This is a genomic window from Cellulosimicrobium sp. CUA-896, from assembly GCF_001942335.1.
Classification (GTDB): Bacteria; Actinomycetota; Actinomycetes; order Actinomycetales; family Cellulomonadaceae; genus Cellulosimicrobium.
In genome coordinates this window covers 164,550-179,624 of sequence record NZ_MKKH01000022.1, presented here as the reverse complement: position 1 = coordinate 179,624, position 15,075 = coordinate 164,550, and the positions used below count along the sequence as shown (strand labels likewise).

Here is a 15,075-nt window from a genome sequence, read left to right as displayed (position 1 = left end):
GCGAAGGGGAAACGCCCGGTCCCATACCGAACCCGGAAGCTAAGCCTTCAGCGCCGATGGTACTGCCCTGGAGACGGGGTGGGAGAGTAGGACGCCGCCGGACAACCCTTCACCGAAGGCCCACCCCCACGGGGTGGGCCTTCGGCGTTTACCCGTCACAGCCGCCGCGGCGGGACGCGGCGCCCCGCACGGGCGGGCGAGCGCGGCATGGAAAGATGGCCAGCGCATCTGGCACGGAAGAGGGAATCTGTGAACGACACGCACCACGACCCCGAGCGCGACCGGCAGGAGCCGGCGTCGTCCCGCGAGGAGCGCCCGGAGCGCGGCAGCGCCGACCGCCGGCGCGGCGCGGACCGCGGGTCCGCGCGCGAACGGCGCGACGGCCCCTCCCGCCGTGGCGCTGCACCGGCGGGCGCACGCCCCGAGCGCGACGGCTCCGGGCGCGACCGCTCGGGCTCGCGCTCGTGGGGCGAGGACCGCCGTGGTGCGTCCGGGCGCGGTGGGGGCGCGCGCACGAGCGCCGATCGTGGATCCCGGGACGCGACCGTCGTGGCGGGCCGGGGCGACCCGACTCCGGCGCCGCAGACCGCCGTCGGCAGGACCAGGCCGGCGCGGCCCGGGCCGAGCGTCGCGGTCACGCGCCGCGCGCGGGCCGCGACCGGACGGAGCAGCGCGACCGGCGCCCCGAGCCGCGTCACCGGGCCGGTCCCGAGGTCGCCGAGGACGTGACGTTCTCCCAGCTCGACCGGGCCGCTCGCGGGCGTCTGCGTACGCTGAGCAAGGAGACGGCCGAGGTCGTGGGCAAGCACCTCGTCATGGCAGGTCGCCTCATCGACACCGAGCCCGAGCTGGCCTACGAGCACGCCCAGGCGGCGGTCCGGCGCGCGGGGCGCGTCGACGTCGTCCGTGAGGCGGCCGGTCTGACCGCCTACCGCACGGGCCGCTACGCCGAGGCGCTGCGCGAGCTGCGGACGGTGCGCAGGCTGAACGGCTCGTCGGAGCACCTCGCGATCATGGCGGACTGCGAACGCGGGCTCGGGCGTCCGGAGCGCGCGCTCGCCCTCGCGGCGTCCGACGAGGCCCGCACCCTCGACGACGTCGCCCGCACCGAGCTCGCGATCGTCGTCAGTGGTGCGCGCGTCGACCTCGGCGAGCTCGACGCCGCGCTGGCCGCGCTCGGCCACGTTCCGGCGGCCGGGACGCGTGGAGAGCTCGGGCTGCGTGTGCTCCAGGCCAGGGCGGCGGTGCTCGAGCTGCTCGGCCGGACGGACGAGGCCGCCGAGCTCCTGGCCCGTGTCGACGCGTCCGCGCTCGGCTCGGCCCTCGGTGAGGACGACGAGGACGTCGTCGTCTACGACCTCGCGGAGGGCGCCGACGACCTCGCGGAGGGTGTCGACGACGTCGACGACGCTCCCACCGGCGACGTCTCCTCCGGCGATCCGGCGCCCGAGCACGCACCGACCGACGAGCCCGACGCCGAGGGCGCGCCCGCAAGCGACGGTCGTGACGAGGCGCGCGACGCAGGAGCGGACCGGTGAGCGCCGGGCTCCTCGCGAGCGCCGAGCCGCTCGCTCAGCGCTACGACCTGGCCCTCGTCGACCTGGACGGCGTCGCGTACCGCGGGCACGACCCGATCCCGCACGCGGCGGAGAGCCTGACCGGTGCGCGCACCGCGGGCATGCGCCTCGTGTTCGTCACCAACAACGCGTCCCGCGAGCCCGGCTCGGTGGCGCAGCAGCTCACCGGGCTGAGCATCCCGGCGACGGCGGAGGAGGTCATGACCGCGGCCCAGGCGGCCGCCGCGCTGCTGCGGACGCGGCTGGAGCCCGGCGCGCGCGTCCTCGTCGTCGGCGGCGCGGGTCTGGTCACCGCCGTGCGCGAGGCCGGCTTCGAGGTCGTCCGGACGGCGGACGCGGAGCCGGTCGCCGTCGCCCAGGGCTTCGCGCCCCAGCTGGGCTGGGAGCAGCTCGCCGAGGCGGCGTACGCCGTCCGCCGGGGGGCCTGGCACGTCGCGAGCAACCTCGACATGTCGCTGCCCACGGAACGCGGCTTCGCGCCGGGCAACGGCGCGCTCGTCGGGGCCGTGCAGGCCGCGACAGGCGTCACACCCGACAGCGCGGGGAAGCCGACGCCGGCCATGTACCGGCTCGCCGTCGAGCGGGCGGGCGCCACGGCGCCCCTCGTGATCGGCGACCGGCTCGACACCGACCTCGCGGCGCCCGCGCGGGCGGCTATCCCGGGCTGCACGTGCTGACGGGCGTGAGCACGGCCCGCGACGCCGTGCTGGCCGAGCCGGGTCTGCGGCCCGACTACATCGGCGAGGACCTCCGGTCCCTGCACGAGCCGCACCCCGCCCCCACGCCGGGTCCGGACGGATGGTGGGCGTGCGGCGAGAGCGCGGCCCGCGTCGAGGACGGGAGGCTGCGGCTCGACGTGCGCGGCGTCGCGACGGTCGACACGGTGCGCGCGGCTGCGGCCGCGGCGTGGTCGGCGGCCGACGACGGGCGGCCCCTCGCCGACGACGGCGTCCCCGCGCTGCCGGTCGGCGGGCACTGAGGCGCCCGCGCCGGACGGCGCGTCCGGGCGCGCTCGCTGGTGCCGCCCGGGGGAGTGGTGGCGGCGGGCGGGCCTGTGGACGACGGTCGTCCGTCGTGCCGTCCCGGCGTGTCGCGTGGGACGCTACGGGTACGGTGGGCCCGGACCGCCCGGCGGCGCGCGAGCACCGCGCGGCCGCGGAGCCCGGCGCGTCCGACGAACGATCCGGAAGGCAGGCACACATGGCGGACGAGCACGGCCTCCTCGGGGCGCCGTCGGTCGACGAGCCCCGCGGCGGTGCGGTCCCCCTGCCGGGCCCGCCGCGTCCGCGCACGACGCTCGACGACGCGCTGGGGCGGCTGGACGGGCTCGAGGCGATGCCGACGGCGACGCACGTCGAGGTCCTCGAGGCCGTGCACGCCGCGCTCGTCGCCGACCTGGCGAGCACGGAGGACTGAGGATGGCCGAGCGCGCCGGTGCGCGCCTGGACAGCGAGCTCGTCCGTCGAGGGCTCGCCCGTTCGCGGCGCCGGGCGGCCGAGCTCGTCTCCTCCGGGCGAGTGACGTGCGACGGTGCGCGGGCGACGAAGGTGTCGGCGGTCGTCGCGCCGTCGAGCGTGCTCGAGGTCACGGCCGACCCGGCCGACCCGGGGTACGCGTCGCGCGCCGGCGGCAAGCTCGCGGGCGTGCTGGAGGCCCTGGCGGCGCTGCCGGCCGACGGGGACCGCGGGCCGGTCGTCGACGATGCCCGGTGCCTCGATCTCGGTGCCTCGACCGGCGGGTTCACGGACGTACTGCTGCGCGCAGGCGCCCGTGAGGTCGTCGCCGTCGACGTCGGGCACGACCAGCTCGTGCCCGAGCTGCGCACCGACCCGCGCGTGCAGGTGCACGAGGCGTCAACGTGCGCGCGCTGGCCCCGGAGCACCTCGGCCCCCCGCCCGACGTGGTCGTGGCCGACCTGTCGTTCATCTCGCTCGCGCTCGTGCTGCCCCCGGTCGCCGCCGTCGTCCGGCCGGGCACGGACCTGCTAATGCTCGTCAAGCCGCAGTTCGAGGTCGGGCGCGAACGGCTCGGGAGCGGCGGCGTCGTCCGCGACCCCGCGCTGCACGCCGAGGTGGTCGCGCGCGTCGGGGCGGACGCGGTGCGCGCGGGGCTGCGCCCCGTGGCGGTCGTGCCCAGCCCGCTGCCGGGGCCGAGCGGGAACCGCGAGTACTTCTGGTGGTTGCGCGCGGGCGAGACGTCCGGCGTCGACCGGGCGGCGCTCGACGCCGCGGCCGGCCTCGCCGTGGCCTGGGAGCCCGGCGCCGGACAGGCGGCGCCGCCGGTCGTGCGGGTCGAGGACGGCGTTCGCCGCGGAGCCGCCGCGCCGCGCGCGGGGTCGGCGCCCGCGAACGCCGCGACGACAGGGGCGGCGTCGTGACCCGCCGCGCGCTGATCGTCACCCACGGGGGCCGTCCCGAGGCCGTCGTCGCGCTGCGTGAGGCGGTGCGCGAGCTCGAGCGCGCCGGCTTCACCGTCACCCTCCACGACGACGACCTCGCCGAGAGCTTCGGCGACCACATGGCACGGGCGCGGGCGCGCGAGGCGTCGCCGAGTCGGAGGTCGTCGTCGTGCTGGGCGGCGACGGCACGATCCTGCGCGCCGCCGAGCTCACCCACGGGACCGACGTCCCGCTGCTGGGGGTCAACCTGGGCCACGTGGGTTTCCTCGCCGAGAGCGAGCGGGAGGACCTGCACGCCGCGGTGGCGCGGCTCGCGGCACGCGACTACACGGTCGAGGAGCGCACCGTGGTCGACGTGCGCGTGCACCTGCCGGACGGCGGGGAACCGGTCCGCGGCTGGGCGCTCAACGAGGCGACCGTCGAGAAGGCCCAGCGCGAGCGGATGATCGAGGTGGTCGTCGGTGTGGACGGACGGCCCGTGTCGTCGTTCGGGTGCGACGGCGTGGTGACCGCGACGGCGACGGGGTCCACCGCGCACGCGTTCTCGGCCGGGGGGCCGGTCATGTGGCCGGAGGTCGACGCGGTCCTCGTCGTCCCGCTCGCCGCGCACGCGCTGTTCGCCCGCCCGCTCGTCGTCGGGCCGCGCTCCACGGTGACCGTGGACGTCCTGCCGCGCTCGGCGTCGTCCGGCGTGCTGACGTGCGACGGGCGCCGCCGGATCGACCTGCCCAACGGCTCGCGGGTGGAGGTGCGGCGCAGCGACACGCCGTTGCGCCTGGCGCGGCTCAGCACGGCGCCCTTCACGGACCGCCTGGTGTCGAAGTTCTCGTTGCCCGTCGTGGGCTGGCGCGAGCGCGCGGCGGACGTCTCCGGCCGCGCGGCCGAGCGCTCGCGCGCCACGACCCGAGAGGAGGAGTAGAGGTGCTCGAGGAGATCGCGATCGAGAACCTCGGGGTGATCCGGTCCGCACGGGTGCCGCTCGGCCCCGGGCTGACGGTCATCACCGGCGAGACGGGTGCCGGCAAGACGATGGTGCTCACCGGGCTCGGCCTGCTCATGGGCGGCAAGGCCGACCCGGCGACCGTGCGCCCGGGGGCGGTGTCCGCGGTCGTGGAGGGGCGCGTCCGCGTCGCCGACCGGCCGGCGGTGCTCCGGCGCGTCGACGACGCGGGCGGGGAGGTCGACGACGACGGCACCGTGCTGGTCCTGCGCACCGTGGCCGCCGAGGGGCGTTCCCGGGCGCACCTCGGGGGCCGCAGCGTCCCGCAGGGCGTGCTCGCCGACCTCGCGGACGACCTCGTCACCGTGCACGGGCAGTCCGACCAGCTCCGGCTGCGCACCCCCAGCCACCAGCGCGCGGCGCTCGACGCCTTCGCCGGTCCCGCTCACCGCGCGCTGCTCGAGCGCTACCGCGCGGCGTGGGCGGAGCGCACGGCGCTGCAGGCGGAGATCGACGACCTCACGGCCCGCGCGGGGGAGCGGGCGCGCGAGGCGGAGCTGCTGCGGCTCGGCCTCGCGGAGGTCGAGCGCGTCGACCCGCAGCCGGGTGAGGACGCCGAGCTGACGGCGCTCGTGGCGCGGCTCGGGAACGTCGAGGAGCTGCGCGTGGCGGCACAGCTCGCGCACGACGCGGTCGCGGGCGACGACGCGGCCGAGCCGCAGGAGACGGCCGTGGTCGCGGTCGACCGGGCACGGCGCGCGCTCGAGTCGGCCGCCCCCACCGACCCCGCGCTCGGGCGCTTCGCCGAACGTCTCGCGGAGGTCGGCTACGTGCTCGCCGACGTCGCCACGGAGATCTCCGGGTACGTCGAGGACCTCGCGGCAGACCCGGCAGGCCTGGAGACCGCGCACGCGCGGCTCGCCGAGCTCGGCACCCTCACGCGCAGCTACGGGGAGACGATCGACGACGTCCTCGCCTGGGCGAGCGACGCGGGCCTGCGCCTGCTCGACCTCGACGACGGCGGGGAGCGCCTGCGCGGGACGACCGAGCGGCGCGACGCGCTCGACGACGAGCTCGGGCAGGCGGCGGGCCAGATCACCGCCTCGCGCGAGGAGGCGGCCGCGCGGCTCGCGGGCGCGGTGACCGACGAGCTGCGCGGGCTCGCGATGAGCGGCGCGAGCCTCGTCGTCGACGTCGCACCCGCCGACGAGCCCGGCCCGTGGGGCGCGGACGTCGTGACGTTCTCCTCGCGGCCCACGCCGGGGCGCCGCCGCGGCCGCTCGGCAAGGGGGCCTCGGGCGGCGAGCTCTCCCGCGTCATGCTCGCGATCGAGGTCGCGCTGGCGACCGCGGCGGTGGCCACGGACGTCGACGGCCCCCCGCTGCCGACGTTCTCTTCGACGAGGTCGACGCCGGCGTCGGTGGCCGCGCGGCCGTCGAGGTCGGCCGCCGGCTGGCCTCCCTCGCGCGCAGCGCGCAGGTCGTCGTCGTCACCCACCTCGCCCAGGTCGCCGCGTTCGCCGACGCGCAGCTCGTCGTCACCAAGTCGTCCGGCGCGGCGCAGGACGGCGAGGGCGGGATCACCGTGACCGGGGTGCAGGAGGTCGCCGGCGAGGACCGGGTGCGCGAGCTCGCGCGCATGCTCTCCGGCCAGGAGGACTCGGAGGCGGCCCTGACGCACGCGCACGAGCTTCTCGAGTCCTCGGTCGTGGGACGATAGGCGACGATGAGACTCACCCTGCGCAAGAGCACGCCGCCCCCGCCCGGCCCCGACACGCTCGGGCCGGTGAAGGTCGACACGCGCACCAAGGCGCTGACCAAGCGCCTCCAGCCGGGGGACGTCGCGGTCATCGACCACGTCGACATCGACCGCGTGGCCGCCGACGCGCTCGTCGCCGCCCGGCCGGCCGCCGTGCTCAACGCCGCACGGTCGGTCTCGGGCCGCTACCCGAACCTGGGCCCGGAGATCCTCGTCGAGGCCGGCATCGTGCTCGTCGACGACCTCGGCCCGGGGATCATGGCGGTCCCGGACGGCAGCGTGCTGCGCCTGGAGGGCGGGGCGGTGCTCCTCGGCGACGACGTCGTCGCGGAGGGCGTCGTGCAGACCCCGGCGACCGTCGCGCGCAGCCTCGAGGAGGCGCGCGCCAACCTGTCGGTCGAGATCGAGTCCTTCGCCGAGAACACGATGGACTACCTGCGGCGCGAGCGCGACCTGCTGCTCGACGGTGTCGGCGTCCCGGACATCAGCACGCCCATCGAGGGCAAGCAGGTGCTCATCGTCGTGCGGGGCTACCACTACCGCGAGGACCTCGCGACGCTGCGCCCGTACATCACGGAGTACCGCCCGGTGCTCATCGGCGTCGACGGCGGCGCGGACGCCATCATCGACGCCGGCTGGAAGCCCGACATGATCGTCGGCGACATGGACTCCGTGTCGGACCGGGCGCTGAGCAGCGGCGCGGAGATCGTCGTGCACGCGTACCGCGACGGCAAGGCGCCGGGGCTGGAGCGGGTGCGTGAGCTCGGGGTGGACCCGGTGGTGTTCCCGGCGACGGGCACGAGCGAGGACATCGCCATGCTCCTCGCGGACGACAAGGGCGCGGAGGTGATCGTGGCGGTGGGCACGCACGCGACGCTCGTCGAGTTCCTCGACAAGGGCCGGGCCGGCATGGCGAGCACGTTCCTCACGCGGCTGCGGGTCGGCGGCAAGCTCGTCGACGCGAAGGGCGTCTCGCGCCTGTACCGGCAACGGATCTCCAACCTGCAGCTCGCGCTGCTGTCGCTCGCCGGGCTCTTCGCCGTCGTGATGGCCCTGTGGTCGACGTCCGCGGGTCAGACGTTCTTCGGCCTCGTCGGGGCGCGGGTGGACGACTTCACCTCCTGGGTCGGCGCCCTCTTCTCGGGCGGCTGAGCGCGCCGTCGGCCGGCCCCGTGGGCGCCCGCCGACGGCGACGCCGGCCCCCGGCACGCGAACGCCCGCCGCCCCTGTCGCGACGACCGTCGCCACGTCCGCACACCCGTCAGCAGCACACACCGAAGGACACCGCCGCACAGTGATCGACTTCAGGTACCACATCGTCTCGTTGATCTCGGTCTTCCTCGCGCTGGCCGTCGGGATCATCCTCGGCGCGGGACCGCTCCAGGGCGCGATCGGCGAGCAGCTCACCGGCCAGGTGGAGCAGCTGCGCACGGAGCGCAACGAGCTGCGCGACGAGCTGGACCGGGCGAACGTGACCGTCGAGGAGGCGACGCGGTACATCGACGCGGCCGGGCCGCAGCTCGTCGCGGACTCGCTGCCCGAGCGGCGCGTGGCCGTCGTGGACCTCGACGACGCCGCGGGGGAGCGCGACGAGGAGGTCGTCGCCCAGCTCGACGCGGCGGGCGCGAGCGTCGTCGCGCACGTCCGGCTCACCGACTCCTGGACGAGCGAGGGCGACGAGAGCGCGCGCACCACCATCGCGGACGGTCTCGGGGACAAGGTCGGCGACGTGCCGGAGGACGCGTCGGCGGACCAGCGCCTCGCCCGGGCGCTCGCGCTGTCCCTCACCGGAGCGTCGGCCGAGGACCCGCAGACGCGGAGCCCCGAGGCGGTCGAGCTGGAGACGCAGCTCGAGCGCTTCGCCCTGGTCGAGCTCGTGCAGGAGCAGGTCGCCCCGGCCGACGTCGTGCTGCTCCTGGCCGGTCCCGGACCGGAGCAGGCACCGCAGGAGGACGGCGGGACGGCGGAGGGCGAGGCGCCCTCCACGTACGTCGTCGACATCGAGGCGAACCTCGCCGTCGCCGCGCAGGACGTCGCCCAGGCCGCGCTGGTCGCCGGTCCCACCACGGTCCCCGGCGACCTCGTGTCGACGATCCGCGGCTCGGACGAGCTCGCGTCGACCGTCTCGACGGTGAGCGGGATCGAGGACGAGCGGGGCAGATCAACGTCCCCCTGGGCCTCGCCGCGCGCGTCGCCGACCAGGTCGGCCACTACGGGTTCGAGGAGAGCGCGACGGCCGTGCTGCCCCCCGCCGTCGAGCTGCCCCCGGTGGACCGCACGCCGGCCGGTGTCGGCGACGCCGAGGGCGTCGCCGACACCGGCGCGAGCGGCGACGCCGAGGGCGAGGGCTGACCGTGGGGCGGGCAGGGACGACCGTCCTCGCGGCGACGGTCTCCGCCGCGGCCACCGTGGCGGTGCGGCGCGGGCTCGGCGGCCGGCCGCCGGGCGGCGCGGCGCGGTGGACGAGGACGAACCACCGCGGGGAGCCGATCAGCCTGCTCGAGGGACCGGCCGTGGCCGCCGGGCTCGTCGCGGGGGCGCTCGCGGGCGGCGGCGGACGCCGCGCGCGGACGGCGACGGCGCTCGCCGCCGCCGGCGGCGGGGCGTTCGGGCTCGTCGACGACCTCGCGGAGGACACCACGACGCGCACCAAGGGCCTCCGGGGTCACCTGGGCGCGCTCGCGCGCGGCGAGCTCACCACGGGCGGGTTGAAGGTGCTGGGCATCGGCGCGACGTCGCTCGTCGCGGCCGCGCTCGCCCGCCCCCGCCGCGCGTCCCTCGCGGTCCACCTGATGGACGTCGCGGTCGACGGTGCGCTGGTCGCCGGGACCGCGAACCTGCTCAACCTGCTGGACCTGCGCCCCGGGCGCGCACTGAAGTCGGCTGCGGCGGTCTCCGCGCCGTTCCTCGCGTCCTCGGCGGCGCCGACGACGGGCAGCGTGCTCGGCGCGGCCGCGGCGGCGGCGCCGGGCGACCTCGGCGAGCGCGACATGCTCGGCGACTGCGGGGCGAACGCCCTGGGCGCCGTGCTCGGCAGCCAGGTCGCCCTCGCCGCGCCGCGTCCGGTGCGCTGGCTGGCGCTCGCCGGCGTGGTCGGGCTCACCCTCGCGAGCGAGAAGGTGAGCTTCTCGCGCGTCATCGAGGGCAATGACGTGCTGCGGCGCGTCGACGCGTGGGGGCGGCGCCCCGCGTGACCGCGCGCGCCGGTCGCCTGCGCGCGGCGACCCAGACGCTCGCCGGTGCGGCGGTGATGATCACGGTCGTGACCGTCGCGAGCCGGCTCGTCGGCTTCGCGCGCTCGCTCGTGCTCTCCTCGACCCTCGGCACCGTGGGCGTCGGCACCGCGTACACCTCGGCGAACATCCTGCCGAACGTGCTCTTCGAGGTCGCCGCCGGCGGTGCGCTCGCAGGTGCCGTCGTGCCGCTCCTGGCCGGGCCGATCGCGCGCCGCGCGCGCGAGGACGTCTCGCGCGTCGCCTCCGCGATCCTCGGGTGGACGCTGCTCGTGCTCGTCCCGCTCGGCGCGCTGCTCGCCCTCCTCGCGGGGCCGATCGCGTCGGTGCTCATGGTGCGGTACCCCGAGCTCGTCGACGTCACGGCCACGTTCGTCCGCGTCTTCGCGCTCCAGGTCCCGCTCTACGGCGTCGCGGTCGTGCTCGGCGGCATCCTGCAGGCGCACAAGCGCTTCTTCTGGCAGGCGCTCTCGCCGCTGCTGTCGAGCCTCGCCGTCATCGCGGTCTACCTCGTGTTCGTCGGCCTCGCGGACGGCAAACAGGCCGATGTCGCCGAGCTGTCCGGCCGGGCGATCGCGTGGCTCGGCTGGGGGACCACCGCCGGGGTCGCGGTCCTCGCGCTCCCGCTCGTCGGCCCGGTCCTGCGCACCGGGACCCGGCTGCGTCCGCGCCTGCGCTTCCCGCACGGCGAGGGCGTGCGCGCGCGCAACCTCGCGCTCGCCGGGATCGGGGCGCTCGTGGCGCAGCAGGTCTCGGTGCTCGCCGCGATGGGGGCGTCGCTGCAGTTCGGGCCGCAGGCGACGTTCCCCACGTACACGTTCGTGCAGCAGGTGTACCTGCTCCCGTACGCCGTGCTCGCGTTCCCGCTCGCGACGAGCGCGTTCCCGCGCCTCGCCGAGCACGTCGCGCACGCCAGGCTCGACACGTTCCGCAGCCTGCTCGCGGCGACGACGCGCGCCCTGCTGGTCGTCTCGGGGCTCGGCGTCGCCGCGCTCGTCGCGGCGTCGGAGGCCGTGGAGGTGGTGTTCGCGGTCGTCGCGCGCTCGTCCGTCGAGGGACTGGGCGCCGGGATCGCATGGATGGCGCCGGGGATCGTCGGCTACGCGCTGGTCCTGCACCTGTCGCGCGCGCTCTACACGATCGACCGCCAGCGGGCCGCGGTCGTGGCGACCGTCGCGGGCTGGGGCGTCGTGGCCGCCGCGGCCTTCGCGCTGCCGGCGGTCACCGGCGTGCGGGACCAGGCGGGCGTGCTGTCGATGCTCGGGCTCGCGACGACCCTGGGCATGACGGTCGCCGGCGCGGCCCTGCTCGTCGGCGTGCACCGGCTCGGGGGGTCCGACGCGACCCGGGAGGTCCCACGGACCCTGCTCGTCGTCGGGCTCGGGACGACGGCGGGCGCGGCGCTCGGCGCCGTGCTCACGCGCGCGCTCCTGCCCGACGACGCGGGCGTGCCGGTGGCCGTCGGCGTCGGCATGCTGGGCGCCGTGGTCGCGGGCGTGGTGGTCGTCGCCACCACGCTCCTGGGAGACCGCACCGCGCTCCTCGGCGTCGTCCGGCGCGGCCGGGCGCCTGCGGCGGCGGCGGCCGGGCGGCGACGGCGCCGGCGGCGCCCCCGACCCACCGCACGCCTGACGCCGGCGCCGAGGGAGACGCGCGGGGCGTTGAGGCGGCCCACCCCGCGAGCCCGGGTGCCTCGGCCGTGCCCGCTGTTAGGATGGAGTTCCGTGGCAGACCTCCTGAACCGGCCCTCCTCCCGCCTCAACGCCTCCGGCGCTCGTTCCGAGCACCGCACCGCGCACGTCTTCGTCACCGGCGGCGTCGCGTCCTCGCTCGGCAAGGGCCTGACCGCCTCGAGCCTCGGTCGTCTGCTCCGCTCGCGCGGCCTGCGCGTCACGATGCAGAAGCTCGACCCGTACCTCAACGTCGACCCCGGGACGATGAACCCGTTCCAGCACGGCGAGGTCTTCGTCACCGAGGACGGTGCCGAGACCGACCTCGACATCGGCCACTACGAGCGCTTCCTCGACGTGGACCTCGAGGCGTCCGCGAACGTCACGACCGGCCAGGTCTACTCGCAGGTCATCGCGCGCGAGCGCCGCGGGGAGTACCTCGGCGACACCGTCCAGGTGATCCCGCACATCACCGACGAGATCAAGACGCGCATGCGCGCCCAGGCCGGCGAGGACGTCGACGTCATCATCACCGAGGTCGGCGGCACGGTGGGCGACATCGAGTCCCAGCCGTTCCTCGAGGCCGCGCGCCAGGTGCGCCACGAGCTCGGCCGCGACGACGTGTTCTTCCTCCACGTCTCGCTCGTGCCCTACATCGGCCCGTCCGGAGAGCTGAAGACGAAGCCGACGCAGCACTCGGTGGCCGCCCTGCGCTCGATCGGCATCCAGCCGGACGCGATCGTGCTGCGCGCGGACCGCGTCGTGCCCGAGCCCGTGAAGCGCAAGATCGCGCTCATGTGCGACGTCGACAACGAGGCCGTCGTCAACGCGGTGGACGCGCCGAGCATCTACGACATCCCGCGCGTGCTGCACTCGGAGGGCCTCGACGCCTACGTCGTGCGCCGCCTGGGACTGCCGTTCCACGACGTCGAGTGGGACGGCTGGAGCCAGCTCTTGGAGCGCGTGCACGAGCCCGCCCACCAGGTCGAGGTCGCGCTCGTCGGCAAGTACATCGACCTGCCGGACGCCTACCTGTCGGTCACGGAGGCCCTGCGGGCCGGCGGCTTCGCCAACGACGCGAAGGTGTCGATCCGCTGGGTCACGTCCGACGACTGCCAGACGCCCGAGGGCGCCGAGGACGCGCTCGGCGGCGTCGACGCCGTGCTCGTGCCCGGCGGGTTCGGGGTCCGCGGCATCGAGGGCAAGCTCGGCGCGCTGCGCTGGGCGCGCGAGAAGCGGGTCCCGACGCTCGGCATCTGCCTCGGGCTGCAGTCCATGGTCATCGAGTACGCGCGCAACGTGCTCGGGATCGAGGACGCCTCGTCCACGGAGTTCCACCCGGACACGCAGAACCCGGTCATCGCGACGATGGAGGAGCAGCTCGAGATCGTCGGCGGCGAGGGCGACCTCGGCGGCACGATGCGCCTCGGGTCCTACCCGGCCGCGCTCGTCCCCGGGTCGGTCGTCGCGAAGACGTACGGGTCCGAGCACGTCACCGAGCGCCACCGTCACCGCTACGAGGTGAACAACCTCTTCCGGGAGCAGCTGGAGGCCTCCGGCCTCGTCGTCTCGGGCACGTCCCCCGACACCGCGCTCGTGGAGTTCGTCGAGCTGCCCGCGGACGTGCACCCGTACTACGTGAGCACGCAGGCGCACCCCGAGTTCAAGTCCCGTCCCACGCGCGCGCACCCGCTCTTCGCCGGCCTCGTGGCGGCGGCGCTCGAGATCCAGGCGGCCTGAGTGGGCGCCGCGACGGCGCCCGTGGTCGCGGACGTGCCGGCTCCTCGGCCGGTGCTGTCCACGGGGCTCGTGCACGAGGGCCGCGTCTTCGACCTCCGCGCCGACAAGGTCGACCTCGGCGAGGGCGGGCGCGTGACGCGGGAGTACCTCGACCACCCCGGTGCCGTCGCCGTGATCGCGCTGGACGACGACGAACGCGTCCTGCTCCTGCGCCAGTACCGCCACCCCGTGCGCCGCGAGCTGTGGGAGCCGCCCGCCGGCCTGCTCGACGTCGAGGGCGAGGACGCGCGCGACGCGGCGGCGCGCGAGCTGGCCGAGGAGGCCGACCTGCGCGCGGCGCGCTGGGACGTCCTCGTCGACTACTACACGTCGCCGGGCGGCTCGAACGAGGCGCTGCGCGTCTACCTGGCGCGCGACCTGTCGCCCGTGCCCGACGACGAACGGCACGTGCGGGAGGCCGAGGAGGCCGACATGGAGGTCCGCTGGGTGGCGCTGGACGACGCCGTCGCCGCGGTCCTCGCGGGCCGGGTCCACAACCCGTCGGCCGTCGTGGGCATCCTCGCCGCCGCGACGTCGCGCGCCGGCGGATGGGCGTCGCTGCGGCCGGCCGGCACGCCCTGGCCCGAGCGCCGCGGCGGCTGATCGCGGCAGGGCCCGCCGGCCGGGCGCCGGCCCGGTGCCAGGAGGGCGTCAGGCGGCGGGCGTCGTGGTCCTCGCGGGCAGGCCCGCGCGCGTGCGCGTGGTGAGGACGACGCGTGTCGTGCCGGCCACGAGCAGGGCCGAGCCGAGCATGTGCAGCCCGACGAGCAGCGCGGGCAGTCCCGTGAAGTACTGCACGTAGCCGATCGCGCCCTGGGCGAGCGTGATCGCGAGGAGCAGCCACGCGGCACGGCGCACGACGGCCGGCGCGCGCCGCACGCGCACGAGGTACGTGACGAGCGCGGCGACGAAGACCCACACGGCCCAGGCGTGGAGCTTGCTCATGAGCGCCGGGTCGACGGCGAGGCGGTAGCCGACCTCGTCGTCGCCGCTGTGCGGGCCGCGCCGGTGGTGACGACGCCGAGCGTCACGACGACCGCGGTGAGGGCGGCGAGCACCCACGCCGTCGCCCGCGTCGAGCCGTCCACGGTCGGCACGGGCGCTCCGTCGCCCTCGCCCGCGCGGTGCAGCAGCAGGAGCGACACGGCGACCAGCGACGCCGACACGAGGAAGTGGAGCGAGACCCAGCCCGGGTGGAGGTGCAGGAGGACGATGACGCCGCCGATGACCGCCTGCGCCGCGACACCGAGGAGCGGGACCACGCCGAGGAGGCGGTAGGACAGGACGCGCGAGCGGTCGGTCCACACGAGCACGAGCGTCAGGAGCGCCACGACACCGAGGATGCCGGTGAGCGTCCGGTTCCCGAACTCGACGAACTCGTGGTACGTCGTCGCCGGGTGGAACTCGGCCGTGAACTGGCCGGGGTGGCACTGCGGCCACGTCGAGCAGCCGAGGCCCGAGCCCGTGAGGCGGACGGCGCCGCCGGTGACGATGATGCCGATCTGCGCGACGAGGTTCGCGACGAGCACCGGACGCGTCCAGCGCCGCCCCGCCGCGAGGCGGTTCGGTCGCGGCGGGGGACCGCCGGGGGCGGTGGCGTCACCGGTCCGGTCCGCGCCGCCGGGAGGGATCGTCGGGCTCGTGCTCGTCACCCCACTACGGTATCCGTCCCCGTCGCGCCACCGGTCCGCTCCGGTGCACCGCGGGCGTGACGTGCGCG

The 15,075-nt window shown here is 76.3% G+C and carries 11 protein-coding genes, 1 rRNA gene and 5 pseudogenes; 15 read left to right on the top strand and 2 right to left on the bottom strand.

Annotated elements, in window-relative coordinates; all coding sequences use genetic code 11:
• From rrf to BJF88_RS09075, 15 genes and pseudogenes are all read left to right on the top strand, one after another.
• A 5S ribosomal RNA gene (rrf, locus tag BJF88_RS09145) occupies nucleotides 1-103 on the top strand; the annotation flags it as partial.
• Nucleotides 104-725: 622 nt separating this feature from the next.
• Nucleotides 726-1,538, top strand: a complete 813-nt coding sequence (locus BJF88_RS09135) for a hypothetical protein (RefSeq protein ID WP_075828556.1) — start codon at nucleotides 726-728, stop codon at nucleotides 1,536-1,538.
• A pseudogene (locus BJF88_RS09130) lies at nucleotides 1,535-2,556 on the top strand (HAD-IIA family hydrolase). Before BJF88_RS09135 ends, BJF88_RS09130 begins: the two are co-directional and overlap by 4 nt.
• Nucleotides 2,557-2,777: 221 nt before the next feature.
• Entirely contained in the window at nucleotides 2,778-2,993 is a 216-nt protein-coding gene (locus tag BJF88_RS09125; protein ID WP_139315983.1) for a hypothetical protein, read from the top strand.
• A gap of 2 nt (nucleotides 2,994-2,995) precedes the next feature.
• Nucleotides 2,996-3,565, top strand: a complete 570-nt coding sequence (locus BJF88_RS23420) for an SAM-dependent methyltransferase (protein WP_075828554.1) — start codon at nucleotides 2,996-2,998, stop codon at nucleotides 3,563-3,565.
• Nucleotides 3,484-3,954, top strand: a complete 471-nt coding sequence (locus tag BJF88_RS23415) for an SAM-dependent methyltransferase (protein WP_369824541.1) — start codon at nucleotides 3,484-3,486, stop codon at nucleotides 3,952-3,954. The genes BJF88_RS23420 and BJF88_RS23415 overlap by 82 nt, the downstream gene beginning before the upstream one ends.
• Nucleotides 3,951-4,894, top strand: a pseudogene (locus BJF88_RS09110) (NAD kinase). Before BJF88_RS23415 ends, BJF88_RS09110 begins: the two are co-directional and overlap by 4 nt.
• A 2-nt stretch (nucleotides 4,895-4,896) precedes the next feature.
• A pseudogene (locus tag BJF88_RS23410) lies at nucleotides 4,897-4,995 on the top strand (hypothetical protein); the annotation flags it as partial.
• A gap of 1,504 nt (nucleotides 4,996-6,499) precedes the next feature.
• Nucleotides 6,500-6,634: a hypothetical protein gene (locus BJF88_RS23405; RefSeq protein WP_369824540.1), complete on the top strand. Its 135-nt coding sequence runs from the start codon at nucleotides 6,500-6,502 to the stop codon at nucleotides 6,632-6,634.
• A gap of 6 nt (nucleotides 6,635-6,640) precedes the next feature.
• Entirely contained in the window at nucleotides 6,641-7,825 is a 1,185-nt protein-coding gene (gene steA / locus BJF88_RS09100; protein WP_075828552.1) for a putative cytokinetic ring protein SteA, read from the top strand.
• Nucleotides 7,826-7,967: 142 nt separating this feature from the next.
• Nucleotides 7,968-8,798: pseudogene (locus tag BJF88_RS23400) on the top strand (copper transporter); the annotation flags it as partial.
• A 229-nt stretch (nucleotides 8,799-9,027) separates the two neighbouring features.
• Entirely contained in the window at nucleotides 9,028-9,867 is an 840-nt protein-coding gene (locus tag BJF88_RS09090) for a hypothetical protein (protein ID WP_075828551.1), read from the top strand.
• A 56-nt stretch (nucleotides 9,868-9,923) separates the two neighbouring features.
• Nucleotides 9,924-11,219 (top strand): annotated as a pseudogene (gene murJ / locus BJF88_RS21895) (murein biosynthesis integral membrane protein MurJ); the annotation flags it as partial.
• Between the two features lie 423 nt (nucleotides 11,220-11,642).
• Nucleotides 11,643-13,316, top strand: a complete 1,674-nt coding sequence (locus tag BJF88_RS21890; RefSeq protein ID WP_255371910.1) for a CTP synthase — start codon at nucleotides 11,643-11,645, stop codon at nucleotides 13,314-13,316.
• Entirely contained in the window at nucleotides 13,317-13,958 is a 642-nt protein-coding gene (locus BJF88_RS09075; RefSeq protein ID WP_075828550.1) for an NUDIX hydrolase, read from the top strand.
• Between the two features lie 48 nt (nucleotides 13,959-14,006).
• Here the strand turns inward: BJF88_RS09075 and BJF88_RS23395 are convergent, their stop codons facing one another.
• Nucleotides 14,007-14,300: a hypothetical protein gene (locus BJF88_RS23395; protein ID WP_369824539.1), complete on the bottom strand. Its 294-nt coding sequence runs from the start codon at nucleotides 14,298-14,300 to the stop codon at nucleotides 14,007-14,009.
• Complete coding sequence (locus tag BJF88_RS09070) at nucleotides 14,297-15,007, bottom strand: heme A synthase (RefSeq protein WP_369824538.1); 711 nt, start codon at nucleotides 15,005-15,007, stop codon at nucleotides 14,297-14,299. The genes BJF88_RS23395 and BJF88_RS09070 overlap by 4 nt, the downstream gene beginning before the upstream one ends.
• Between the last annotated feature and the right edge of the window lie 68 nt (nucleotides 15,008-15,075).

What these genes read in the sequence shown, in the direction of transcription:
- BJF88_RS23420 (WP_075828554.1), top strand. Translation starts at nt 2,996, where the DNA reads ATGGCCGAGCGCGCCGGTGCGCGCCTGGACAGCGAGCTCGTCCGTCGA.
- steA (WP_075828552.1), top strand. Translation starts at nt 6,641, where the DNA reads ATGAGACTCACCCTGCGCAAGAGCACGCCGCCCCCGCCCGGCCCCGAC.
- BJF88_RS23395 (WP_369824539.1), bottom strand. Translation starts at nt 14,300, where the DNA reads ATGAGCAAGCTCCACGCCTGGGCCGTGTGGGTCTTCGTCGCCGCGCTC.
- BJF88_RS09125 (WP_139315983.1), top strand. Translation starts at nt 2,778, where the DNA reads ATGGCGGACGAGCACGGCCTCCTCGGGGCGCCGTCGGTCGACGAGCCC.